The 24,436-nt window shown below is 63.9% G+C and carries 23 protein-coding genes; 16 read left to right on the forward strand and 7 right to left on the reverse strand.

Going from position 1 to position 24,436, the window contains the following annotated elements; genetic code table 11:
- The first annotated feature begins 78 nt into the window (after nucleotides 1–78).
- Nucleotides 79–903, forward strand: coding sequence for an NAD-dependent epimerase/dehydratase family protein (locus AC0L3B_RS00800; RefSeq protein ID WP_085362272.1), 825 nt, complete (start codon nucleotides 79–81; stop codon nucleotides 901–903).
- Nucleotides 904–941: 38 nt separating this feature from the next.
- On the opposite strand, the gene AC0L3B_RS00805 is transcribed toward AC0L3B_RS00800, so the two are convergent.
- Nucleotides 942–2,213 carry an MFS transporter gene (locus AC0L3B_RS00805; RefSeq protein WP_085362273.1) on the reverse strand — a complete coding sequence of 424 codons (1,272 nt, stop codon included), beginning with the start codon at nucleotides 2,211–2,213 and terminating at the stop codon, nucleotides 942–944.
- Between the two features lie 300 nt (nucleotides 2,214–2,513).
- Here AC0L3B_RS00805 and AC0L3B_RS00810 point away from each other — a divergent pair, with 300 nt between their 5' ends.
- On the forward strand, nucleotides 2,514–2,927 hold the full coding sequence (locus AC0L3B_RS00810) for a hypothetical protein (RefSeq protein ID WP_018457074.1): 414 nt from the start codon (nucleotides 2,514–2,516) through the stop codon (nucleotides 2,925–2,927).
- Between the two features lie 66 nt (nucleotides 2,928–2,993).
- Here AC0L3B_RS00810 and AC0L3B_RS00815 read toward each other — a convergent pair whose 3' ends face one another.
- Nucleotides 2,994–3,410, reverse strand: coding sequence for a DUF1236 domain-containing protein (locus AC0L3B_RS00815; RefSeq protein ID WP_026233295.1), 417 nt, complete (start codon nucleotides 3,408–3,410; stop codon nucleotides 2,994–2,996).
- A 181-nt stretch (nucleotides 3,411–3,591) separates the two neighbouring features.
- On the reverse strand, nucleotides 3,592–4,293 hold the full coding sequence (locus tag AC0L3B_RS00820; RefSeq protein ID WP_085352224.1) for a GntR family transcriptional regulator: 702 nt from the start codon (nucleotides 4,291–4,293) through the stop codon (nucleotides 3,592–3,594).
- A 176-nt stretch (nucleotides 4,294–4,469) separates the two neighbouring features.
- On the opposite strand from AC0L3B_RS00820, the gene AC0L3B_RS00825 reads away from it, so the two are divergent.
- The 4 genes from AC0L3B_RS00825 (at nucleotide 4,470) to AC0L3B_RS00840 (ending at nucleotide 9,338) form a co-directional block, all read left to right on the forward strand.
- Nucleotides 4,470–6,200, forward strand: coding sequence for an IlvD/Edd family dehydratase (locus AC0L3B_RS00825; RefSeq protein WP_247394460.1), 1,731 nt, complete (start codon nucleotides 4,470–4,472; stop codon nucleotides 6,198–6,200).
- Between the two features lie 62 nt (nucleotides 6,201–6,262).
- The gene (locus tag AC0L3B_RS00830) at nucleotides 6,263–7,270 is read left to right on the forward strand and encodes a TRAP transporter substrate-binding protein (protein ID WP_473379901.1); all 1,008 of its coding nucleotides are present in this window, start codon (nucleotides 6,263–6,265) and stop codon (nucleotides 7,268–7,270) included.
- 149 nt (nucleotides 7,271–7,419) lie between these two features.
- Nucleotides 7,420–8,001, forward strand: a complete 582-nt coding sequence (locus tag AC0L3B_RS00835) for a TRAP transporter small permease (protein WP_473379902.1) — start codon at nucleotides 7,420–7,422, stop codon at nucleotides 7,999–8,001.
- Nucleotides 7,998–9,338 carry a TRAP transporter large permease gene (locus AC0L3B_RS00840; protein WP_354263554.1) on the forward strand — a complete coding sequence of 447 codons (1,341 nt, stop codon included), beginning with the start codon at nucleotides 7,998–8,000 and terminating at the stop codon, nucleotides 9,336–9,338. The genes AC0L3B_RS00835 and AC0L3B_RS00840 overlap by 4 nt, the downstream gene beginning before the upstream one ends.
- Before the next feature lie 17 nt (nucleotides 9,339–9,355).
- Here AC0L3B_RS00840 and AC0L3B_RS00845 read toward each other — a convergent pair whose 3' ends face one another.
- A complete protein-coding gene (locus tag AC0L3B_RS00845) occupies nucleotides 9,356–10,150 on the reverse strand; it encodes an enoyl-CoA hydratase/isomerase family protein (protein WP_018457067.1) in 795 nt (264 codons plus the stop codon).
- A 225-nt stretch (nucleotides 10,151–10,375) separates the two neighbouring features.
- Between AC0L3B_RS00845 and AC0L3B_RS00850 the strand changes: the two genes are divergently transcribed.
- Nucleotides 10,376–11,596: an NAD(P)/FAD-dependent oxidoreductase gene (locus tag AC0L3B_RS00850; protein ID WP_473379903.1), complete on the forward strand. Its 1,221-nt coding sequence runs from the start codon at nucleotides 10,376–10,378 to the stop codon at nucleotides 11,594–11,596.
- Here AC0L3B_RS00850 and AC0L3B_RS00855 read toward each other — a convergent pair whose 3' ends face one another.
- Nucleotides 11,597–12,514 (reverse strand): ribokinase, encoded by a 918-nt coding sequence (locus AC0L3B_RS00855; protein WP_473379904.1) that lies wholly within the window; start codon nucleotides 12,512–12,514, stop codon nucleotides 11,597–11,599.
- Nucleotides 12,515–12,532: 18 nt separating this feature from the next.
- Entirely contained in the window at nucleotides 12,533–13,426 is an 894-nt protein-coding gene (locus AC0L3B_RS00860) for a sugar kinase (RefSeq protein ID WP_007593904.1), read from the reverse strand.
- A gap of 210 nt (nucleotides 13,427–13,636) precedes the next feature.
- Here AC0L3B_RS00860 and AC0L3B_RS00865 point away from each other — a divergent pair, with 210 nt between their 5' ends.
- From AC0L3B_RS00865 to AC0L3B_RS00905, 9 genes are all read left to right on the forward strand, one after another.
- Nucleotides 13,637–14,485: a VOC family protein gene (locus AC0L3B_RS00865; protein ID WP_473379905.1), complete on the forward strand. Its 849-nt coding sequence runs from the start codon at nucleotides 13,637–13,639 to the stop codon at nucleotides 14,483–14,485.
- Between the two features lie 221 nt (nucleotides 14,486–14,706).
- The gene (locus tag AC0L3B_RS00870; protein WP_018457063.1) at nucleotides 14,707–15,366 is read left to right on the forward strand and encodes a TetR/AcrR family transcriptional regulator; all 660 of its coding nucleotides are present in this window, start codon (nucleotides 14,707–14,709) and stop codon (nucleotides 15,364–15,366) included.
- A 290-nt stretch (nucleotides 15,367–15,656) separates the two neighbouring features.
- Complete coding sequence (locus AC0L3B_RS00875; protein WP_007593901.1) at nucleotides 15,657–16,466, forward strand: ABC transporter permease; 810 nt, start codon at nucleotides 15,657–15,659, stop codon at nucleotides 16,464–16,466.
- A 63-nt stretch (nucleotides 16,467–16,529) separates the two neighbouring features.
- Nucleotides 16,530–17,522: an ABC transporter substrate-binding protein gene (locus tag AC0L3B_RS00880; protein WP_247300253.1), complete on the forward strand. Its 993-nt coding sequence runs from the start codon at nucleotides 16,530–16,532 to the stop codon at nucleotides 17,520–17,522.
- Nucleotides 17,523–17,536: 14 nt separating this feature from the next.
- The gene (locus AC0L3B_RS00885; RefSeq protein ID WP_210350960.1) at nucleotides 17,537–18,367 is read left to right on the forward strand and encodes an ABC transporter ATP-binding protein; all 831 of its coding nucleotides are present in this window, start codon (nucleotides 17,537–17,539) and stop codon (nucleotides 18,365–18,367) included.
- Nucleotides 18,368–18,371: 4 nt separating this feature from the next.
- Nucleotides 18,372–19,769, forward strand: a complete 1,398-nt coding sequence (locus AC0L3B_RS00890; protein ID WP_085362284.1) for a hypothetical protein — start codon at nucleotides 18,372–18,374, stop codon at nucleotides 19,767–19,769.
- Nucleotides 19,766–20,917 (forward strand): Gfo/Idh/MocA family protein, encoded by a 1,152-nt coding sequence (locus tag AC0L3B_RS00895; RefSeq protein ID WP_204510600.1) that lies wholly within the window; start codon nucleotides 19,766–19,768, stop codon nucleotides 20,915–20,917. Before AC0L3B_RS00890 ends, AC0L3B_RS00895 begins: the two co-directional genes overlap by 4 nt.
- A gap of 10 nt (nucleotides 20,918–20,927) precedes the next feature.
- Complete coding sequence (locus AC0L3B_RS00900) at nucleotides 20,928–22,133, forward strand: dihydrodipicolinate synthase family protein (RefSeq protein ID WP_018457057.1); 1,206 nt, start codon at nucleotides 20,928–20,930, stop codon at nucleotides 22,131–22,133.
- On the forward strand, nucleotides 22,133–22,996 hold the full coding sequence (locus AC0L3B_RS00905; RefSeq protein WP_018457056.1) for a sugar phosphate isomerase/epimerase family protein: 864 nt from the start codon (nucleotides 22,133–22,135) through the stop codon (nucleotides 22,994–22,996). Before AC0L3B_RS00900 ends, AC0L3B_RS00905 begins: the two co-directional genes overlap by 1 nt.
- A 136-nt stretch (nucleotides 22,997–23,132) precedes the next feature.
- On the opposite strand, the gene AC0L3B_RS00910 is transcribed toward AC0L3B_RS00905, so the two are convergent.
- A complete protein-coding gene (locus tag AC0L3B_RS00910) occupies nucleotides 23,133–24,353 on the reverse strand; it encodes a cytochrome P450 (RefSeq protein ID WP_018457055.1) in 1,221 nt (406 codons plus the stop codon).
- Nucleotides 24,354–24,436 lie beyond the last annotated feature (83 nt).

The raw sequence follows: 24,436 nt of genomic DNA on the forward strand, positions 1-24,436 counted from the left end.
CGTTTCGTTCCCTCTGGACAATCCTGCTATCATTAGAGACATGTGACTGCAAATTGGTTGCCAAAGGCGAGGAAAGACATGGCGCGCATCTTGATGACGGGAGCTTCGGGCGGGATAGGAACGCGTCTGCGAAAACTGTTGCCGCCGATCTATCCGGACCTGTTGCTCAGCGACATCCGCCCGCCCGCCGATCTCGGCCCCAACGAACAATTCAAGGCGGCGGACCTCTCTGACCTGGCGCAGTGCGAGGCGATCTGCGAGGGCGTCGACGGCATCATCCATTTCGGCGGCTATTCGGTCGAAGGTCCCTGGAACGACATCCTCCAGGCCAACATCATCGGCGGCTACAATCTGTTCGAGGCCGCGTATCGCAAGGGCGTCAAGCGTGTGGTGTTCGCCTCCTCGAACCATGCCGTCGGATTCTATCCCCGCCACCACAAGATCGGCACCGACGTGACCCCGCGCCCCGACGGCCGCTATGGCGTCAGCAAGGTATTCGGCGAAGCGGTCGGCGCGCTCTATGCCGACAAGCATGGCCTGAAGGTGACTTGCCTTCGCATTGGCAATTTCGGCGACGTGCCGCTGGACCATCGCCGGATCTCGATCTGGCTGAAGCCGGAAGATCTGGTGCAGCTCTGCCGGATCGGGCTCGAGCATCCCGACATTCATTTCGAGATCTTCTACGGCGTGTCCCTGAACGAGCGTGCCTGGTGGGACAACCACCGCGCCTACGAGTTCGGTTACCGTCCGACGGGGCGCTCCGAGGATCATGTGGCACATGCGATGGCCGAGCAGGCCAAGCTGAAGCCCGATCCGGTCGGCGATCACTATCAGGGCGGCGCGTTCTGCAGCAACGAGTTCGACGGCGACACAAGTCGCATCATCGATTGGACCAAGCGGTAGGAGCGCATTCGCAAATCCAGGGCGTCGGAATCGACGCGCTAAACAACGCGTTTGCCGGCCTGGGCCGCGATGGGCCTCTGTACAAAGTACATCAGGATCAGGGAAATCACCGCCGTCGTCACGACGACGTATCCCAGCCGGTCGAAATGCCGGAGCGTACCGTCGGCGTCCTGCGCGATGAGTGCGGCGGCGAGCACGGAGCCGAGCCCGCCGGAGAGCTGTTGCAGCGACGCGCCGACCGCGCTGAAGGAGCCGCGTTGCGCCGGCTCGGGGATTGCCGAAATCAACGCCTGCGAAGGAATCATGCGGGAGAAGATGCCGACGAACATCAGGACGTTGACCAGGATCGCGACCGTCAGGCTCACCTCGCCGAGATGGGTGTAGATCAGCACCATCACGATGGACATGGCGCTGCCGAAGACGAAGGTGGGGTATTTGCCGAAGGCATCGCTCGCGCGTCCCACCAGCGGGCCGATGACAATGCTGAACAGGCCGGAGACGAGATAGATCGTCGGCAGATGCACGATGTCGATGCCGAGATTGTGCACGGTGTAGGCGCTGCCGAACGGCATCAGCATGTAGCCGCCGGTCGCCAGCAGGGTCGTTACCGAAAACGCCATCCAATAACGCGGCTGCGAGACCGTGGCGATCAGATGCCGGAACGGATTTCGATCCTGCTTCAGCCCGAGATGGCCGTTCACCGGCTTCATCAGGAGCATCACTGCGGTCATCCCGATCACCGACAGTCCGACCAGCGCGCCGAACGCGACGTGCCAGTTCCACTGGTTGGCGAGGAAAAGACCGGCCGGGATGCCCAGCACCTGGCTTGCCGCGAAGGCGGTTTGCACGAAACCCATGACGCGGCCGCGCAATTGCAGCGTGAACAAATCGGTGACGATGGCGAGCACGACCGAGCCGATCACGCCGCCGAACAGGCCGGTCACGATCCGCCCCAGCAGCAACAGATGATAGTTGGGCGCGATCGCGCACAGCATCGTGCCAAGGGTGAAGCCGGCGTAGAAGAACAACAGCAGCCGCTTGCGATCAAACCGGTCGGCAAAGCCGGCCGCCAGGATACCGGAAATCCCCGCGCTGAACGCATAGGCCGAGACCGCCACGCCGAACTGAGCGGCCGAAATATCGAGCGCCGGCATCATGATGGCGCCGAGCGGCGACATGATCATGAAATCGATGATGATCGTGAACTGGACCAGCGCCAGCAGCGCAACGAGGATCGCCTGGTAGCGCGAAAAGCCTCGGGATGGCGCTTGCCGCTCGGCGATCGGCTCCGTCAGGGTTTGTTCGGTCATGGCATTTCATTTGGGAGGGAGTGGAGGAGGACGCGCGACGTGGCGCCGGAGCCCGGCCCATATTTATTTCCGGCTCTGCGAAATTTCGATGGCTTGACAAACAGTTTTAGTGTCCGTCCCAGCGCGGTGCCTCGATTCACACGGGGCGAGCGACGCAAAGGCCTGAGCCTCGCTTTGGCCGTTCCGGCCATTGATCCAGATCAACGTTGCTCTGGCCGTCTGGCTCTCGATTTTGCGAGACCGCAATTCGGCAATCGGTGCCTCGATCACGGCTCAACGGCGGCAGCGCGAGTCAGGACAATGAAAATCGAATTGCCAGCCGCCGTACTGCTCACGCTGTTCATGTCGGGACCGGCGCGAGCCGCGATGCTCGGCGACGCCGAGGCGACGTTTCTCGACCAGCTCGTCACCGCATCCGCGGTGCTCGAACAACGATGTGTCGGCTACGAGGTCAATGGTGCCGGCAGTGTACAGCTCGGCGCCCGACTTCTCGGCAGCACGGATGCCGCGATGGCGATGATCGACGCCTATGCTGCAGCCATCAAGGCCCGCGATGGCGAGAGCTCCGATCCCGGTAAATTCCGCCCCGAAGTGTCCGACGCTGCCGGCAAAACGTTCAGGCGCGTCCGGACCGATCTGATCAGAAACCCGAAGAGAGCCTGCGCCGACTATGGCGATGCCAGCGTGGATCGCGGTCTGCTGAGGCGGTACTGAACCGGGACTTGAGGGATTCAGATCTGCGCAAACGAAAGGGCCGTCTCGAAAGACGGCCCTTGGTTGTTATTCGACGATCTCAACGATCCGGTGGGTTCGCGGTTCGACCAGAACCGTGCGACCGTTCACCACCGTGTAACGATACTCACGGGCGCCGTACTCGGGCGGCACCTCGTAATAGGTCACGCCCTCTTCCGGAAGAACCGCCCCGACTCTCACATCTTCGCGGTACTGATATGAGGGCCGCCGCTGTTCGACGACGTAGGAGTGAAAGCGAGGACGTTGATCGACACCAAGGACTCCCGCCACGCCGCCAACGACGCCGCCGACGACGCCACCCACAACTGCACCGACAGGCCCTGCCGCTCGCTCACCATCCCGCGCACCGCGTTCGACGCCTCCGGGAACGCCCTGGGCCTGGGTCGTTACGGGAAGCAGGACGGCGACGGCAACAGCGGCGGCTCCGACTAAACGGCAAATCATGGCAGCTCCTATGGTGGGGGATTGGTGCAAGACCAAGTACCAAGCCGACCATAGGTTCCCCAGAAGTTGTGGACTGCGGGCGTTATTGCCCGAAATGGGCTCGTGCGGCCTGCAATTGCGGGCAATCCAGCGCGCCCGTATCGCGTGAACTGCACCACCGCGCGAAGCGAACGTCTCCCATCTATGAACGCGGGCCCTGCTGTTCGGCTTGCTCACCCCCAATCCGCGCCAGATAGTCCGACTTGCTGAACTGCATATGATCGACGCACAGCTGGGCCAGCGCCCAGCTGTCACGGCCTTTCAATAGCTCGATCATCAGCTCGTGCTGGCGCCTTGATTGCGCGAGGCCGTCTCGGTCGGCGAGGTTCTTGGCGCGCATCGGCAGCGTCAGGTTCATGTAGTCCTGCAGCGAGCGCACCAGATAGGGATTGCCGCAGGCCGAGAACAGCGCGAGGTGGAAGGCGTCGTTGGCCTCGTGGATACCGCGCAGGTCCTGCAAATCCGCTCTCGCGCAATATTGCCGCTGCAATGCAGAGAGCTCGTCGATCAGGCCTTGCTGTGCGGGCAGGGGGATCATCAGCGCCGCCTGCCGGGTCAGCATCTCCCGGACCTCGTAGATCTGCCGGACCTCTTCGGCCGAATAGAACCGCACGGTGGCGCCGACATTCTTCTCGCGGCGGACGATGCCCCGGCGCTCCGCATCCACCAAGGCCTGCCGCACGAAATGGCGCGAAGTGCCGTAAGCCGACATCAGCGCGTCCTCTGTGAGGCGCGCGCCTGGCGCAAGTCGGCCGAAGATGATGTCCTCTTCGAGCCGCGCGACGATGTCGTCCGGATCGTCGCGCCGGACCATCGTGGCGTCTGCGATGTGAATGTCGGACATGCCCTCGGCCTCCCGGCGCTTGGCCGGTTCGTCCTGTGGAGCAGGGAAGGCCCTGATTGTCAATAATCTGGTCTCCCACCAGCGCGCAACTCGGGTAAATGGCAGGTTTGACGTCTGTCTTATTGACAATCAAGGGGCAGTCTGTAGGACAATGACCCGGTAATGGGAGTGGTATGATGACGAGTGGGTTGCGCAAAGGGCTGACGAGCTATGGCGATGCCGGCTTCTCGCTGTTCCTGCGCAAGGCGTTCATCAAGGCCATGGGCTATTCCGACGACGCGCTGGAGCGTCCGATCGTCGGCATCACCAACACCTATAGCGACTACAATCCCTGCCACGGCAACGTCCCGCAGATCATCGAGGCCGCCAAGCGCGGCGTGATGCTGTCGGGCGCGATGCCGTTCGTGTTCCCGACGATCTCGATCGCGGAGAGTTTTGCGCATCCGACCTCGATGTATCTGCGCAATCTGATGGCGATGGACACCGAGGAGATGATCCGCGCGCAGCCGATGGATTCGGTGATCGTCATCGGCGGCTGCGACAAGACTCTTCCTGCGCAGGTGATGGCGGCGATCAGCGCCGACCTGCCGACGGTGGTCATCCCCGTTGGCCCCATGGTGGTTGGTCATCACAAGGGCGAGGTGCTGGGCGCCTGCACCGATTGCCGTCGCCTCTGGGGCAAGTATCGCGCCGGCGAAATGGATGATGTCGAGATCGAGGCGGTGAACGGCCGCCTTGCGCCGTCGGTCGGCACCTGCATGGTGATGGGCACCGCCTCCACCATGGCCTGCATGATCGAGGCCATGGGCCTGTCGCTGCCGATGAGCGCGACGATTCCCGCCCCGCATGCGGAGCGCTTTCGCCTTGCCGAGGCGAGCGGCAGGGTGGCCGCCGAGATGGCCAAGACCAAAGGTCCGAAGCCGAGCGAGGTGCTGACGCCGGCATCTTTTAAGAATGCCCAGGTCGTGCTCCAGGCGATCGGCGGCTCGACCAACGGCCTGATCCATTTGACCGCGATGGCACATCGTTCGCCACACCGGCTCGACCTCGGGGTGTTCGACCAGATCGGCCGCGAGGTGCCGGTGCTGGTCGATCTCAAGCCGTCCGGCGAGCATTACATGGAGCATTTCCATCACGCCGGCGGCGTGCCGAAACTGCTGGCGCAACTCGGCGATCTCGTCGATCTCGATGCCAAGACGATCACCGGCCAGACGCTGCGCGATATCGCGGCGAACGCGGAAGACGTGCCCGGCCAGGACGCGATCCGTCCGCGGGACAATCCGATCAAGAAGGAAGGTGGCCTCGCCGTGCTGCACGGTAATCTCGCGCCGCGCGGCGCGGTTATCAAGCAATCCGCCGCGAGCCCAAAGCTGCTGCAACACACGGGCCGTGCGGTGGTGTTCGAATCGGTCGAGGATATGACGCTGCGGGTGGACGATCCCGATCTCGACGTCACGGCCGATGACGTGCTGGTGCTGCGCAACGCCGGTCCTAAGGGCGCGCCCGGCATGCCGGAGGCGGGCTATCTGCCGATCCCGAAGAAGCTCGCGCGCGCTGGGACCAAGGACATGGTGCGCATTTCGGATGCGCGCATGAGCGGCACCGCATTCGGCACCATCGTGCTGCACATCACTCCGGAATCCGCCGTCGGCGGCCCGCTGGCGCTGGTGAAGAACGGCGACATGATCCGACTCGACGTCGCCAAGCGCAGCATCGAGCTTCTGGTGGATGCTACCGAGCTGGAACGGCGGCGTACGGCATTGAAGCCCGCGGCTGCGCCGGATGAGGCGCGGCGCGGCTATGCGTGGCTGTTCAACGAGACCATCATGCAGGCCGACGAGGGCTGCGATTTCGATTTCATGCAGAGGACTGGGAAGAAGACTGAGCAGAAAACTAAGAGAGGGTGACCAACCACCCGGAAGCGTAGCCCAGACCGCTAAAGCGGCGGGCGTTAAAACAGGGGGAAACGATGATCGCACGATCCATGCCAAGATTCTTACATCGGCTGGCGGCAACGGCCGCAATCCTGTTCGTCACGGGCGCATCTGCGCAGGAGGTGAAGCATTATCGCTTCGCCTACGACCAGCCGCGCAATACCGGCTACTCTATCGCGGGCGACCTCTTTGCCGAAAAGCTCAAGGAATTGAGCAAAGGCACCATGATCATCGATCAATATCCGGGCGCGCAGCTCGGGCAAGAGCCGCAGGTGCTCCAGCTCGTGAAGGCGGGCGACGTCGAGTTCTCGATCATCTCCTCGGCGAACACCGCGACGATCTCGCCGCAAGCGGGCGTGATGTCGTTGCACTTCCTGTTCCGCGACGAGAACCACGTGGTCAAGGGTCTGGCCGATCCAAAAGTGTTCGAGGCGCTCAAGACCATGATCGACGAGACCACGCAGGGCCTGCATGTGATCGCGACGGGGTCGCAGGGCGTGCGCCACATGTACTCCAAGAAGGAGATCCACAATGTCGGCGACATCAAGGGCCTGAAAATCCGGGTGCAGGCGACTGCGACCGAGGACACCATGTTCCCGGCCTACGGCGCCCAGACCGTGCACATGCCGTTCGGCAGCGTCTACACGAGCCTGCAGACCGGCGTCGTCGACGTCGCCGAGAACAGCATCAACGTCTACCTCGTCAACAAGCACTACGAGGTCGCGCCGGTCCTGAACATCACCGAGCACGAAGCCAACAACGCGCTGGTGTTCATCTCGGACAAGCTCTGGCAGAGCCTGTCGGCCGAGCAGAAGAGATGGGTCCAGGCGGCGGGGAACGAGGTCAGCTCCAAGGAGCCGCAGAAGGCCTTCGACCTCGAACGCACCGCGGCAGAGAAGCTGAAGAAGATGGGCGTGAAGATCGTCGACAACGTCGACAAGAAGACCTTCACGGCGATCGCCGATCCCTATCTCGACAAGCTCGCCAAGGAGCTCGGCCCGCACGCCGAGAAGATCAAGGATTTGATCCGCTCGATCAACTAGGCCGCGTACCGTTGCCTCCGCGTCGTCCCGGCGAAAGCCGGGACCCATACGTCGCGGCGGCGCTTGGGGCAGGATAGCCGCCAGCTTGCTTTGGCCACACGCAGCTGGGGGTATGGGTCCCGGCTTTCGCCGGGACGACGGGGATAGTGATGACCATCGCCGACAAACTGCTGGTGGAACGCCAACGTCACCTCAAATGGCGCGGGCTGGACTGGCTCGAGCTCGCCTTGATGATCCTCTGCGGCGTGCTCTGCTTCGGCTTCTCGCTGTCGGTGACCGCCGACATCGTCACCCGTACCATCGGCCATCCCTGGCTCTGGCTCCAGGAAGTGACCTCGACGCTGTTCATCTATGCGATTTTCGTCGGCACCGCGGCCGCGACCCGGCGCAACGACCACCTCTATCTCACCGCGATCTCCGAGGCGATGCACGGCACGCCGCGTCTGATCGTCGAAGTCATCATCCGGATCGTGGTGCTCGGCGTCGCCTTCTGCCTGATCTTGTACGGATATCAGAACTATCTCCGCGGCTTCGGCAGTTTCCGCCTGCCGTCGGGCACGCCGATCGCCTCGCTCTACGCGATCATCCCTCTGTCGGGCGTGCTGATCGGCCTGTTCACCATCGAGCAGCTCGTCAACGGTCTGCGCAACGGCTTTGACCACCCCGAGCCACCCGAAGAGGATGACGGGGCGCCTGTTATCACCGACGCGCAGATGAGGGCGCAGCCGTGAGCGCACCCCTTGTTCTGGCGTTGATGACGGTCTGCTTCCTGTCGTTCGGCTATCTCGGCGTGCCCGTGCCGTTCTCGCTGATGGCCGGCGTCTTCATCGGCGCGCTGCTGTCGGACGTCTCGCTCGCCGCGATCATCCAAAAAGTCTTCGACGGCGTCGATTCCGAGGCGCTGCTGGCGATCCCGTTCTTCCTGCTGGTCGGCGAGCTCATGAGCTCGGCCAATGTGGTGGTTCGAATAGCCAACCTCTCGGTGTCCCTCGTTGGCCACATCAGAGGCGGCCTGTCGCAGGTCGTGGTCGTCTTCAGTATGTTCTTCTCGGAAATGTCGGGCTCGACCACGGCCGACGTCGCTGTGATGAGCCGCGCTCTGGGCGGCCCGATGAAGCGCGAGGGTTACGAGCCCGCCTTCATCGCCGCGATCATCGCATCCGCATCGACCATCGCGGCGCTGGTGCCGCCGAGCATCACCGCGGTGGTCTATGGCGCCGTCGGCAATGTCTCGATCGCCGGCCTGTTCATGGCAGGCGTCGTGCCGGGCCTGATGATCGGCTTCGGGTTGATGATCTATTGCTATTTCTTCGGCCCGTCCGGCCTGCGCAAGCCGCGCGCGCCGCTGCGGCAGGTGGTGTTCGCGGCCGGCGATGCGGCGCTGCCGCTGATGATTCCGGTGATCCTGTTGGGGGGCATCCTGACCGGCTGGTTCACGCCGACGGAAGCCGGTGTCGTCGCCGTGGTCTGGATTGTCGTCGTCGTGATCCCAGCGCTCAACCGCGGGCATATCAGGAAGATTCCGTACGATTTCTGTCTCGCCGGCCTGATCTTCTCGCTGCCGCTGATCACGATCGGCGCCGCCAATGCGTTCGGCTGGATGCTCGCCTATTTGCGCGGTGCAAGCTACATCGCCGAAGTCATCACCTCGCTCGCCGGCAACGACCCGCATCTGATCATGCTGCTGATGGTGCTGCTGTTCACGGTCGTCGGCGATTTCATCGAGCCGGTGCCGACCATCATCATTTTCATGCCGCTGGTCAACACACTGACGGAAGCCGGCGACATCAACGCCGTGCACATGGGCGTGGTGCTGATCGCCACGCTCGCCTTCGGCCTGATCACGCCGCCTTACGGCTTGGTGCTGCTGATGGCCTCGAAATTCGTCGGCGTCAGTTTCGCAAAGGCGCTACGCGCCGCTTTGCCGATCTATCTGGTGTTCCTCGGGACGATCGCGTTTGCGATCTATTTCCCGAGTGTGGTGCTGTGGCTGCCGCAGAAAGTGCTGCCGGAATCGGTCGGATGCTTCAAGTCGCCGGCGGGCACGGGCTATATCTGTCCCAAGTAAGCCTGCTCGAGTGAACGCTACTTGCTCTTGCTGGTGAATTTCTTCACGGCGGTTCGAAACTCCGCAGTGTTCATCGCCATGATGATCTTGTGCTCCTCGGCGTCGAGCTGCTGCTTCACCGGGGTCGTGGCGGCCTGGTAGACCAGCGACTTGGTGCCGGCAATCGCGGCGAGCGGGTTCTGCGCCAGCCGCTCGGCGAGGGTTCGCGTTGCCGCCTTCAACTCGGCGGCGGGAACGAGCTTCGCAACCAGACCCCATTCATGGGCCTGCTGCGCGGTAAAATTATCCTCGGCCAGGAAAATCTGCAGCGCGCGGCGGGAGCCGACCGTGTTGACGATGCCGACCGTAGATCCGCCATCCGGCGAGACGCCGATCTTGGCATAGGCCGGCGTGAATTTGGCATCCTCGGCGGCGATGCAGAGATCGGTGACGAAGGCGAGGCCCATGCCGGCGCCGGCCGCCGAGCCGTGCACGCTGGACAGCGAGACCTTCGGCATGCGCCGGAGGATCTCGATGAAGGCGTGATAGTGCTTCAACAGCTCGCCGACGACCGGCGTCACCGTGCCCGCTTCGGCGGCGGCGCCGATCGTCTGCAGATCGCCGCCAGCCGAGAAGGCGCGGCCTTCGCCTTCGAGGACCACGACCCTGATGTCGTCGGCGCCCTCAATGTAAGCCGCGAGCTGTTCGAGCTGTTGTGCAATCGCCAGATTGATCGAGTTGAACGCGGCGGGCCGGTTGAGCGTGATGGTCGCGATCGGCCCGTCGATCCGCAGCAAGGCGGGATCGTCGGGCTGGGAGACGGGAGCTGGCATCTTGAAATCCCCGGCATGAGGTCGTTCGTGCGACTAAATCGCAGAAGGCGAGGGGTGACAATCCCCGGCAGGCGCCCTTGCGCAAGCCGGAACGATAGGTTCAAATGGACCTGCCTTCGTCAGGGACGGACACGAGCGCCGGCTCCTCCTGGGCAAGCAAGCCAAAATCAGCGCGAGAGGAGACGACATGGGTGACGCTCGTGTCTTGCGGAAATGGGCTGTCCAATGACGGACGGTCCGGTGGTCATTATCGGTGCCGGCCATGGCGGCTACCAGGTGGCGGCATCGCTGCGTCAGGCGGGATTTTCCGCTGCTATCTGCCTGATCAACGACGAGGCGCATCTGCCCTATCAGCGGCCGCCTTTGTCCAAGGCTTACATCAAGGGGACCGCCGGGCCGGAGAGCCTGATGTTCCGGCCGGGGAAATTCTACCAGGACCAGAGCATCGAGCTGGTCGCGGGCCGCGCCGTGTCGATCGACCGCGCGGGGCGCAAGGTGCTGCTCGCCTCGGGCAGGCCGCTGCCCTACGGCCACCTCGTGCTGGCGACCGGCGCCCGCAACCGGCTGCTCGATCTGCCCAATGCGAACCTTCCCGACGTGAAATATCTGCGCATCCTCGACGACAGCGAGGCGCTGCGGCAGATCATGCCGTCAAAGACGCGGGTCGTGGTGATCGGCGCCGGCTTCATCGGCCTCGAATTCGCGGCCACCGCGCGCATCAAGGGGCTAGAGGTCGACGTGCTCGAACTCGCCCCGCGCGTGATGGCGCGCGCGGTGACGGCTGAGGTGTCGGAGTATTTTCAGGCGCGGCATCGCGAGGCCGGCATCCGCATCCACCTCGGCGTGCAAGCAACCGCGATCGAGGCGGAGGACGGCAAGGTCACCGGCGTCTCCTTGAGCGACGGAAGGCATTTGCCGGCGGATCTTGTCGTGGTCGGCGTCGGCGTGCTGCCGAACATCGAGCTTGCGGCGGAGGCGGGGCTGCCGGTCGCGGCCGGGATCATCGTCGACGAATATCTCTCGACGGCCGATCCTGATATCTCGGCGATCGGCGATTGCGCGCTGTTCAACAGCCCGCGCTTCGGCGGATCGCAGCGGCTGGAATCGGTGCAGAATGCCACCGATCACGCGCGCTGCCTCGCGGCGCGGCTGACCGGCGACCGCAAGGCCTATGACAGCCATCCCTGGTTCTGGAGCGACCAGGGCGAGGACAAGCTCCAGATCGCGGGCCTCACCACCGGCTACGACCGCGTCGTCCTGCGCGGCGATCCCACCAGGAAGGCATTCTCGGCGTTCTGCTACAAGGGCGACAATCTGCTCGGCATCGAATCGATCAACCGTGCCGGCGACCACATGTTCGGCCGCCGCCTGTTCGGCCTGGATGGCTCGATCACGCCGGAGCATGCCGCCGACGAAAGTTTCGACCTGAAGGGCGCGCTGGCGTGATCAGTTCGCATTGAGGACGGCGGCGACTTCCGCGGCCGTCGGCATCGACGGCCCCGCGCCCATGCGCTGCACGGAGATCGAGGCGGCGGCATTGGCGAAGGCGAGTGCTGCGCGCAAGTCGACGCCGTCGGCGAGTTGCGCCGCGAGTGCTCCCACAAAACAATCGCCTGCGCCCGTGGTGTCGACCGCCTTCACCACGCGGCCTTGCACCGAAATCTCCTCGCGTCCCGCGAGCGCCAGCACGCCGCGCTTGCCGAGGGTCACGCAGATGGTCTGGTCCTCGCGCGCCTGAAGTTTTCGTGCGACGTCGAGGATGCGCGCGGCCTCGTCACTGTCGGACAACTCCACGCCGGCGAGGAGGCCGAGCTCGGTCTCGTTCAGCACGAGGATGTCGATCAGCGCGAGCAATTCGCTCGACATGGTTTGTGCCGGAGCCGGATTGAGCAGCGTCGTGGCGCCAATGTCGCGAGCCCGCCGGAAGAACGCGGCGATCGTCGGCAGCGGGATCTCGAATTGGCTGACCGCGACGTCGCCCTTGGCTAGCGGGACGGCCGCGACGTCATCGACGCCGACAAGCGCATTGCTGCCGGGAATGACGACGATGGTGTTGTCGGCCTCCGCCACCGTGATGATGGCCGTGCCTGTGTGCGCCTCGGCCGTCTCTCGGATCGCGCCGAGATCGATGCCTTGCGCGCCGAGGAACGTCCTCAGCTCACCGCCGAACGAATCCTTGCCCAGCCGGCCGATCAGCGTGGTCGGCGCGCCAAGCCGCGACGCCGCCACCGCCTGGTTGGCGCCCTTGCCGCCCGGAAAATACAGCACCTGCTTGCCGGCGACGGTCTCGCCGACCCTGGGATGGCGATCGGCTGTCGCCACCACATCCATGTTGATGCTGCCGGCGACGAAGACGCGCCCCATGAGAGACCCCTGCGAGCGCTAGACCCTAACCTCGAACTCGTGCCTGACCTTGGCGATGTCGACAAGAGTCGGCAGGCCAGCTTCGTTGCCAAGACGCTGGATCTTGAAGGTCGAGGCTGCCCGGGCAAAATCGAAATGCTCGCGCCAGCTTTTGCCGGGATGGGCGAGATAGGAATAGACATAGGCGCCATGGAAGACGTCGCCGGCGCCGTTGGTGTCGATCACGCGCTCGCGCGGAATCGGCATCGCCGGCATCACCTGCACCGTTCCGGTCTCGTCGTACCAGAGCAGGCCCTTCTCGCCCATGGTGATGCCGCCGATCTTGCAGCCGCGGCTCTTGAGATAGTCCAGCATCTTTTCCGGCGTGAGATCCATCTGCTCGCACAGGCGCTCGGCGACGATCGCGACGTCGATGAATTCCAATAGCTCATGCGTGTTGGTGCGCAGGCCGCCACCGTCGAGCGAGGTCAAGATGCCGGCCTCGCGGCAGACTTTTGCGTAGTGGATCGCGGCATCGGGCTGATGGCCGTCGACATGCAGCGCGCGGCAGCCGCCGAGATTGAGCATCGGGAAGGGATGGATGTGGTCGTCGTCGCGGCAGCGGACGATGGCGCGCTTGCCGTCCTTGGGCATGATGAAGGACAGCGAGGACTGATTGACCTTCCGCCCATGGAGCGAAATCGCATATTTCGCGCACATGTCCATGAACATGCGGCCGAGCCAGTCATTGGCCGCGGTGGCGATCAGATCGGGCACGATGCCGAGCTTGGCGCAGCAGAACGCCGCGGTCACCGCATTGCCGCCGAAGGAAACCGCGTAGTCGGAGGCCACGTGCTTCTCGTCGCCGGTCGGCATGTGGTCGGTGATGAAGACGACGTCGATATAGGTCTGTCCGATGAAGAGAGCCTGCATTGCTTGTCCGTGATGCGCTTTGTGGTCCCGGCCGGCGTGCTTACTGTAGCACCGGTTCCGTCGCGGGACCGCTGAAATTATTCGCAAAACCGCCGCTGGGAGTGCTTGAGGTCGGCATGCGGCCGGAATACGACCATCACCGGGTAATGCCAAGCCCGGACAAACGCCGTCTCTCGGTCCACGGTTCCGGGCCGCTCAACAGGGGGAAGCATGATCACCGGCCTCGATCACGTCGTCGCACTGGTCAGGGATATCGGTGCGGCCAAGGCGGCCTATCAGACGCTGCTCGGGCGCGCGCCGGCCTGGCAGAACTCGGGCGAGGGCGCCGACCGGGTGTTGTTCACTCTTGCGAACATGACGATCGAATTGATGGCGCCGAACGGCTTCAGCGTGGCCGCCGACCGCATGCGCGCGCTGCTCGATGACCAGGAAGGCGTGCTCGCCAGCCTGTGCTTTCGTGTCGCGGACATGAGAAAAATGCACCGGCGGCTGGAGCGGGTGGCGCTCAAGCCGGATCCGGTCGCCGAGGTCGAAAGCAGCGATGCGGAGAGCGGTGCGGTCCTGCACTGGAAGCGGACGCGCGCCGCCACGGAGCTCACGCGCGGCGTGCGCATGTTCTTCCTCGAACTGGCTGATGAGCGTCCGCTTTCGCCGGCGACCGATATCGCGCCGATCGATGCGCTCGACCACGTCGTGATCACGACCGAAGACTCCGATCGCGCCGCCGCGCTCTATGGCGCGCGGCTCGGGCTCGATCTGGCGCTTGACCGCTCGCACCAGGATTGGGGCCAGCTGATGTTCTTCCGCTGCGCCGATCTCGTCGTCGAGGTGGTGCGCCGCCCCGTTGCGGGCGGCGATTCCCTGCATGACCGCCTCTGGGGCCTGAGCTGGCGGGTGGCCGATATCGACGCCACGCGCGCCCGCCTGATTGCCGCCGGCCTCGACGTCAGCGACGTGCGCAACGGCCGCAAGCCGGGCACGCGGGTGATGACGGTGCGGACCGGCACCTGCGGCACCCAGACGGTCCTGCTGGAGCGCTCGTCGAAGCCGGTGGATTGAGGTTCAGTCCTCCCCTCGTCATTGCGAGGAGCTCTTGCGACGAAGCAACCCAGACTGCCTCCGTGGTGGCAGTCTGGATTGGGTCGCTACGCTCGCAATGACGAAACTATGCGGCGGGCCGAGCGCGTGTTACACGGCATCCTGATAGCACCCAGCGAGCAACCGGTTTGGCGAAAGCAGCGGCAAAGCGAACTCTGAAATGGCAGCGCGATCCCGAGGGGATGCGGCTGCGCATTCTCGAAGCCGCCAAGCAGGAATTCTCGGCGCACGGGCTTGCCGGTGCGCGCGTCGACCGCATCGCGGCCAACGCCGGCGCCAACAAGCGGATGCTGTATTATCACGTCGGCAACAAGGACGAGCTCTATCTCGCGGTGCTCGAAGGCGCCTATGACAAGATCCGCAGCGAGGAGCGCGGGCTCGATCTCGAACATCTCGATCCGCCCGAGGCCATCCGCCGCCTGATTGAGTTCACCTGGAATTATTTCCTGCGCAATCCCGAATTCCTGTCGCTGCTCCAGACCGAGAATCTCGCGCGCGCAAAGCATCTCAAGAAATCGACCAAGGTGAAGTCGATGCACTCGCCCTTCGTCGAGATGATCGGCACCGTGGTGCGGCGCGGTGTGTCCGGCGGCGACTTCAAGGTCGCGGTCGATCCTGTCCAGCTCTACATCTCGATCGCGGGACTCTGCTTCTTCTATCTGTCGAACTCGGCGACGCTTAGCGTGATCTTCGGTCGCGATTTGCTGGCCAAGGACGCCAAGGACGAGCGGCTGGACCACATGGTCGGCCTCGTGCTGGCAGCGCTGACGGGGCAGTCGGCCGCACTGTTAGCTATGACGAAGGCGCCGAAGTCGCGCGCCGCGGTGGCGCAGACGGTTTAGCGGTGTAACTCGCTACAGCTCGATGGATTATCGGCGCTTCTCCGAACTCAGCCGTCATCGTCCGGCTTGACCGGACGATCCAGTACTCCGAGACGGTTTTGGTTGAGCCGACGGGTCGCGGCGTACTGGATTCCCCGCCTTCGCGGGGAATGACACCGAAGACGTGGCGCTGCCGACGCGTCCCTCAAGCCACCCGGAACCCGCCCAAAACGTCGCAGGAAAACCGCTGGACAGTATTTACCCAACGGGTTAATTTCTCGCCCAACGAACAAGACTGCCGGGAGTGAGACGTGGCTGAGCTGAAGCCGCAGAGTGCGGTGTCCAAGATGCTGAATGCGGCCTGGATTCGGCCGTTTTTGTTCCTGGTGTTCATCGTCGTGGCCTGGGATCTCGCCATCCGGCTGTTCAAGATTCCCGCCTACCAGATCCCGTCGCCGGGCGATGTCATTGCGGTGCTGCGCACCGATTGGCCGGAACTGTTGCGCCAGTCCTGGCCGACGACTTATGCCACCGTCTGCGGTTTCGCGCTCTCGGCGTTGTTTGGCATCCCCATCGCGATGCTGATCGCGGGCTCCAAGACCGTGGAGAGCTACGTCTATCCGCTGCTGGTGTTCTCGCAATCCGTGCCGAAGATCGCGATCGCGCCGCTGTTCGTGGTCTGGTTTGGCTTCGGCATCATTCCGAAAGTGATCTCGGCGTTCCTGCTCGGCTTCTTTCCGGTGGTGGTCTCCGCCGTGCAGGGCTTCAAATCGGTCGATCCAGATATGGTCGATCTCGCCCGCGCCATGCAGGGCAGCCGCTTCCAGGTGTTTTGCGCGGTGAACTTGCCGCATGCGCTGCCCGCGATCTTCTCCGGCCTCAAAGTGTCGGTGACGCTCGCCGTGGTCGGCGCCGTCGTCGGCGAGTTCGTCGGCTCCAATTCCGGCATCGGCTATGTGATGCAGCGCTCGATCGGCACCTTCGACCTGCCCACGATGTTCGCAGCGCTCGTGATCCTCGCGCTGCTCGGCGTCATCCTGTTCTGGATCGTGGACCGGATCGAGAAGCTGGTCATTCCCTGGCATGTCAGCCAGCGCGAGGACGTGATTTTCGCCTCTTAACAGCAACCAAAGCAACGAACGGCCGCCAAAGGCCGGCGCAAACAACGATAAGGGAGAGTGACGATGAAGCGGTGGATAGGAGCTGTCTCGGCGGCGCTGATGGTGTTCGCGGCCATGCCGGCGCAAGCGGCCGACAAGGTCGTGCTGATGCTCAACTGGTACGTCTATGGCGAGCACGCGCCGTTTTATTACGGCAAGGCCAAGGGCATCTACGCCGCCGAAGGCATCGACCTCGAGATCCAGGAAGGCCGCGGCTCGGCCGCGACCACGCAGGCGGTGGCCGCCAAGACCGCCGATTTCGGCTATGTCGACGTGCCCACCATGATGCGTGCCGCGATCAAGGGCGCGCCGGTGGTCGCGACCGGCGTGCTGCTCCAGACCAGCCCGATGTCCGCGATGGGTTTCGCCGACAAGAACATCAGGAAGCCGGAGGATATCAAGGGCAAGACAGTCGCGATCACGCCGGCCGATTCCATGACCCAGATCTGGCCGTTGTTCCTGAAGAAGACCGGCCTGAAGGAAAGTGACTTCCAGACGGTTGCCGGCGACGGCCAGACCAAGCTCAACGCGGTCATCAACGGCCAGGCTGATCTCTTGCTCGGCTATGTCATGGACCAGTCCATGAAGATCAAGGACGCCACCGGCAAGGACGTCTATCCGATCAAGTTCGCCGACTACGGCATCAACATGGTCTCCTCGGGCATCATCGCCAACACTGATTATGTGAAGGCCAATGCCGATCTCGTCCGCCGCTTCATGTCGGCGACGACCAAGGCGGTCGAGGCCGCCGAGAAGGAGCCGAAGGCCGCGGCGCAGTCGATCCTCGATGCCAACCCAAAGGGCGGCAAGGTCGACACGCTGACGCAGGGTTTTGAGCTAACCATTCCGCTCTACCGGACTGCTGAGACCAAGAGCAAGCGGCCGTTCCAGGTCACCGACCAGAACATGACCGACAGCGTCAACCTGATGGTCGAATATGGCGGGCTCGATGCCAAGGCCAAGGAGAACCCGAAGGCGTTCTATACCAACGACTATCTGCCGAAGAGCGGTTCGTGAAACCCGCGACAGCCATGAGTGAAACCCTGCAACCGGCCGCGCATCTGAGACTGGTGAGCGACCGGGCTGCGGGCGATGCGTCGGGCATCAAACTGTCCGGCGTGTCGAAGACCTATAGGACGCGCGACGGCGATGTGCCGTCGTTGCGGCCGCTCGACTTTCACATCAATGACGGCGAGTTCTTCGTCGTGGTCGGCCCATCCGGCTGCGGCAAGTCCACGCTGCTCAAGCTGATCTCGGGACTGCTGCCGCCGACGACGGGCGAGATCCTGGTCGAGGGTGAGAAGGTGACGACGCCGCACGGCAATGTCGGCATCGTGTTCCAGAACGCGCTGCTGCTGCCATGGCGCAACATCCTGTCCAACGTGATGCTGCCGATCGACATGAAGCGGCTGCCGCGCCAGACATATCTCGACCGCGCCAAGGCGCTGTTGAAGCTGGTCGGGCTCGAAGGCTTCGAGAAGAAGCTGCCGTGGCAGCTCTCCGGGGGCATGCAGCAGCGCGCCTCGATCTGCCGCGCGCTGGTGCATGATCCCAGGATCATGCTGATGGACGAGCCGTTCGGCGCCCTCGACGCGTTGACGCGCGAGCGCATGAATGTCGAGCTGATGCGGATCCAGCGCGAGACCAGAAAGACGGTGCTGCTGATCACGCATTCGATCCCCGAGGCCGTGTTCCTCGCCGATCGCGTGCTGGTCATGACCGAGCGGCCCGGCGCGGTCGCCGCGATCTACGACGTCCCGCTGCCGCGCCCGCGCTCGCTCGACGTGATGGCCGACCCTGTGTTCACCGAACTCGTCCAGCGCATACGCAAGCATTTCTTCTCGCAAGGTTCGCTGGACTAAAGCCATGGCGCCGCGTCTGAAGCTGCGAGATATCGCGTTCTTCGAACGTCCCGTGCAGTTCGCGCGGCCGTTCCGCTTCGGCGCGATCACGATCAACGCGACGCCGCAGCTGTTCGTGCGGGTCGAGATCGAGGTGGAGGGCCGGGGAAGCGCGGTCGGTGCCAGCGCCGAGCTGCTGGTGCCGAAATGGTTCGACAAGCGGCCGGAACTGTCGCCGGCGCAGACTGTCGATGATTTGCGCCGCGCGCTGGAGATCGCGCGGGGGCTTTATCTCGCGCGAACCGGGTTTTTGACGGCATTCGATCTGCATGCCTCGTGCATCGGTGCCCAGGTCGCGACATGTGCGAAAAAGAACATTCCGGCGCTTGCGGCGGCTTACGGCCCCGCCGAAATCGACAAAGCGATCCTCGATGCGCTGCTCCGCGCTGCCGAGACCAATTTTTTCGACGGCATGGCCGGCAACATCGCCGGCATCGACGCGCGGCTTTCGCCCGACCTGAAGGAGACGGATCTCACGACGTTTCTATCCGGCCGGAAGCCGCTGCCGCGTGTTGCCATCAGGCATACCGTCGGCCTCGACGACACCGTTGAAGGCGAGGGCGGGGTTGCCGATGCCCGCGAGAACTCCGGGGCAAGATACTTCAAGCTGAAGCTGTCGGGGGACCCCGTCGCCGATGCAGCGCGGCTGGCGCGCATCGGCAAGGAGCTCGATGCGCTGGACCGTGACTACAACCTGACGCTCGATGCCAACGAGCAATATGCCGATCTCGCAGCCTTGCATGAACTCATCGGCCGGCTCGACCATGACACTGCGCTGCGATCGATTTCATCCAGGCTGCTCTATATCGAGCAGCCAATGCCGCGCGATGTCACGAGGCTGTCGCCGCTCGGCTCTCTCGCTGCGCGCGGTTTCATCATCGACGAAGCCGACGATTCCTACGATACGTTTCCTGCGGCACGGGCGCTTGGCTATCACGGCATCTCGTCGAAATCGTGCAAAGGGCTTTACAAGTCCATCGTCAACGCGACGCGCGCGGCGAAATGGAGCGTGGCCGGCGAAAGATTCTTCGTGACCGGCGAGGACCTGACCTGCCAGGCGGGCGTCGCCGTGCAGCAGGACCTTGCGCTCGGTGCCTTCATCGGCATCACCCATGCCGAACGTAACGGCCATCATTATGTGGATGGCTTCGGTGATACGCCTGCCGCAGAGACCCAAGCGTTCGCCGCCGCTCACCCCGATCTCTACGCCGATGCCGGGCAGGGTATCCGTCTCTCCATTCACGACGGCGATCTCCTGACGGGATCGCTTCGCACAACGGGTTTTGCGACGTCGGTCCATCCGGACTGGTCGGCGCTACGCCCGCTCGAACAGCCCAAATCACCTAGGGAGCAATCGGCATGACCACCCAACGCCTCGGCCTCATCATGAACGGCGTCACCGGCCGCATGGGGCTCAACCAGCATCTGATCCGCTCGATCGTCGCGATCCGCGAGCAGGGCGGCGTCCGCTTGAAGAACGGCGACCGCGTGATGCCGGACCCGATCCTGGTCGGCCGCAGCGCCGAGAAGGTCGAGGCCCTTGCCAAGCGCTACAACGTCACGCGCTGGACCACCGATCTCGATGCCGCCCTCGCCGACAAGAACGACACCATGTTCTTCGATGCCGCGACCACACAGGCACGGCCGGGCCTTCTGACCCAGGCCATCAATGCCGGCAAGCACGTTTATTGCGAGAAGCCGATCGCGACGAACTTCGAGGCGGCGCTCGAGGTCGTCAAGCTCGCCAATTCCAAGGGCATCAAGCACGGCACGGTGCAGGACAAGCTGTTCCTGCCCGGCCTGAAGAAGATCGCCTTCCTGCGCGACTCCGGCTTCTTCGGCCGTATTCTCTCGGTGCGCGGCGAGTTCGGCTATTGGGTGTTCGAAGGCGGCTGGCAGGAGGCGCAGCGGCCGTCATGGAATTACCGCGACGAGGATGGCGGCGGCATCATCCTCGACATGGTTTGCCACTGGCGCTACGTGCTCGACAATCTCTTTGGCGAGGTCGAGAGCGTGAGCTGCATCGGCAACACCGACATCCCCGAGCGTTTCGACGAGCAGGGCAAGAAGTACAAGGCGACCGCCGACGACTCCGCCTATGCCACGTTCCAGCTCAAGGGCGGCGCCATCGCCCACATCAACATGTCCTGGGTGACGCGCGTCTATCGCGACGATCTCGTCACCTTCCAGGTCGACGGCACGCTGGGCTCGGCCGTCGCCGGCCTTTCCGACTGCATGATCCAGGCGCGGCAGGCGACGCCCCGGCCGGTATGGAATCCCGACGAGAAGCGGCTGCACGATTTCTACGGCGACTGGCAGAAGCTGCCTGACAACGTCACCTACGACAACGGCTTCAAGGAGCAGTGGGAGATGTTCATCCGCCACGTCTACGAGGATGCGCCCTACAAGTTCACGCTGCTCGAAGGCGTCAAGGGCGTGCAGCTCGCCGAATGCGCGCTGAAGAGCTGGAAGGAGCGGCGCTGGATCGACGTCGCGCCGATTAAGGTCTGAGGAGGGAATAATGAACAAGCCCGTCCAGCCCAAGCCCGTTCCGTCAACGTCGTCCCTGTCGCTCAAGCTGCCGAAAGCCGATCGCTCGATCGAGACCTACCGGCTCGCGGCCTCGCGAACGTTTCCGGCAAAGCTCGAGGGGCCGCTGAGCCGCATCGCGTTCTCGGCCGTCCATACCGTGACCGATCCCTTTGCCGACAACGACCCGTGGCTCTCCGCCGCTGTCGACTGGGACAAGACTATCGCCTTCCGCGAGCACGTCTGGGACCTCGGGCTTGGCGTTGCGGAAGCCATGGACACCGCGCAACGCGGCATGGGGCTGGACTGGCCGACCTCGCTGGAGCTGATCACGCGCTCGGTGTCTGCCGCCAAGCGTCGCAACGCGCTGGTGTTTTCCGGAGCGGGCACCGACCATCTCGCGGTGGAGGACGCCAGAAATATGGACGACGTGATCCGCGCCTATGAGGAGCAGACATCGGCGGTCGAGAAGGTCGGCGGCCGCATCATCTTGATGGCGTCGCGCGCGCTGGCGAAGCTTGGCCGTAATGCCGACGATTACGCAAAGGTCTATGATCGCGTGCTGTCGCAGGTTCGCGAGCCCGTGATCATCCACTGGCTCGGCGACATGTTCGATCCGGCGCTGACGGGATATTGGGGCACCAACGATCTCGACAAGGCGATGGATATTGCGGTCGCCATCATCAACGGCAACGCCGCCAAGGTCGACGGTGTCAAGGTATCGCTGCTCGACAAGCAGCGCGAGATCGACATGCGCCGTCGTCTCGACAAGCGCATCAAGATGTATACGGGCGACGATTTCAATTATGCGGAGCTGATCGCCGGCGACGTCGAAGGCTTTTCGCACGCGCTGCTCGGCATTTTTGACGCGATCGCGCCGGCGGCGTCCTACGCCTTGTCGCGCCTGGCAGCGGGTGACGAAGCCGGCTTCCACGACGTGCTGGGGCCGACGGTGCCGCTGTCGCGGCACATCTTCAAGGCGCCGACGCGGTTCTACAAGACCGGCGTGGTTTTCATGGCCTATCTCAACGGCCACCAGGACCACTTCACCATGGTCGGCGGGCAGGAGAGCACGCGCTCGACGCTGCATCTGGCCGAACTGTTCCGGCTGGCCGACAAGGCCGGACTGCTCGCCGATCCGGAGCTGGCGACGCGGCGGATGCAGGCGGTGCTCTCAACGCACGGAATCGAATCCTGATGCGTGATTTCTCGTCCGACCATCGTTGGCTGTCGCTCAACACGGCGACAATCCGGAAACAGGGTGATCTCGTCGAGATCATCGACGCCTGTGCCAGGCACGGTATCCGCGCCATCGACCCCTGGCGCGACCAGGTCGCAACCGTCGGCCTCGATCGTGCCGCGCGTGCGGTGCGCGATGCCGGTCTCGACCTATCGGGCTATTGCCGTGGCGGCATGTTCACCTCCGACGCAGCGCGCCGCGGCGAGGTGCGAGACGACAACCGGCGCTGCGTCGATGAAGCCAAGGCACTGGGCGCCCCCTGCGTCGTGCTCGTCGTCGGCGGCCTGCCGCAATATTCGCGGCCGGGCAGCGAGGCGTCGAAGGACATCGCCGGCGCGCGGACGCAGGTCGAGGAAGCGCTCGCCGAAATGCTCGACTACGCCAAACAGGCCAAGCTGCCGCTGGCGATCGAGCCGCTGCATCCGGCCTATGCGGCCGACCGCGCCTGCGTCAACACGACGAAGCAGGCGCTCGACATCTGCGACCGGCTCGACCCTGATCGCAGCGGCATGCTCGGCGTCGCGCTGGACGTCTATCACATCTGGTGGGATCCGGAGCTGATGGGGCAGATCGCGCGCGCCGGCCGAGATCGCCTGCTCGCCTTCCATGTCTGCGACTGGCTGGTGCCGACCAGGGACATTCTCAACGACCGCGGCATGATGGGCGACGGCGTGATCGACATCAAATCGGTGCGCGCAGCGGTCGAAGCACAGGGCTTTGCCGGCTATTCGGAGATCGAAATCTTCTCCAACGACTGGTGGGGTAAACCGTTGGACGAGGTGCTGCAAACCTGCATCGCGCGGCACAAGACGGTGGTTTAGGCCTTCCGGCAATTGTTGCGCGCGGCGGCGCTGATGGCCTGAGATGTCAAATGGTTGCGCGGAATCGCTGGCCCATCCCGCGCCGGTAACCTTCTACTGTGCATGGGGTTGTTTTCGCGTTTTTTCGTTTGAGGCCTCAGCCGATCGCGCAGGGCACGCTCAAAAAGCCGCGGAACCGCACCCGTCCACCCCTGACCGGCTGTCCGCTCACGGCATAGTTCGGGAAGCGCGCCAAGAAGCGTGAGACCGCGATGGCGCCTTCCAATCGTGCCAGCGCCATGCCGGCGCATTGATGCGCGCCGGTGGCGAAGGCGAGATGCCGGTTCGGCGTGCGCGCGATGTCGAATCTCTCCGGGTCCGGAAACTGTGCGGGGTCACGGTTGGCAGCGCCGATACAGAGCGTGATGGATGTGCCGGCTTCGAGCATGACGCCGCCGAGTTCGACCCGCTCCGTGGTCATGCGGTTGCCGAGCTGGTTCGAGCTCTCGTAGCGCAGCATCTCTTCGACCGCAGTCTTGATCAGCTCAGGATTGTCGATCAGCCGCCGCTTCTGATCCGGGTTCCGGTCGAGCGCCACGAGGCCGTTGCCGATCAGGTTGGTGGTGGTCTCGTGGCCGGCATTGAGCAGGAAGATGCAGTTGTGCAGCAGCTCCTTCTCGGTCAGCCGCTCGCCGTTGTCTTCACCCTGTATCAGGCGCGTCAGCACGTCGCGCTCGGGGGTGCCGGGCCTTTCGCGCCGGCGCGCGACCAGCGTTCGGAGGTAGGCGAGGAAGTCCGTCACCGCCTTGTTGCCGCGGGCAGCCACTTCAGGCGACACCACCGGTTCGAGGGCGCCCAGGATCGCCAGCGACCAGTCGCGCAGCGGCGCGCGCTCGTCATGGGGCACGTCAAGCAGATTGCCGATCACCTCGATCGGGATCGAGGCGGCGAAGTCCTCGATCAGCTCGCAATCACCTTTGGCGGCAATGGCGTCAAGCAAGCCGTCGACCAGCTTGATGATGTCAGGCTCCATCCCCGCGATCGCGCGCGGCGACAGCGCGCCCATGATCAGACGCCGCACGCGGGTATGCGCCGGCGGATCGTTGAAGACGAGGCTCGTGGTGTGGTGCTCGTAGAGCGGGGTGTCGCCGTATTTCGGCGCGAACTCGCGCTTCTTGTCCGAGCTGAACGATTTTGTGTTCTTGTAGGTCGTAACGAGGTCGTCATAGCGGGTCAGGAACACGGTGCCGTTGCGCAGGCGCTTGACCGGCTCGTTCTCCCGCAGTGCACGATAGGTCGGGTAGGGATTGTGGTAGAATTCCGCCGTCAGCTGTTCCAGATCGAAACTGGCCGCCAGTTCATTCGCACTTGCGTTCATGCCGCCATACTCGCCGGTTGAGTCCGATATGCTGTATTCGCTCTTTTGAGCGGCTCGGTTCACCGTCTACAGTCGAGCCGCGA

This window comes from Bradyrhizobium sp. Kon56 (assembly GCF_055807635.1).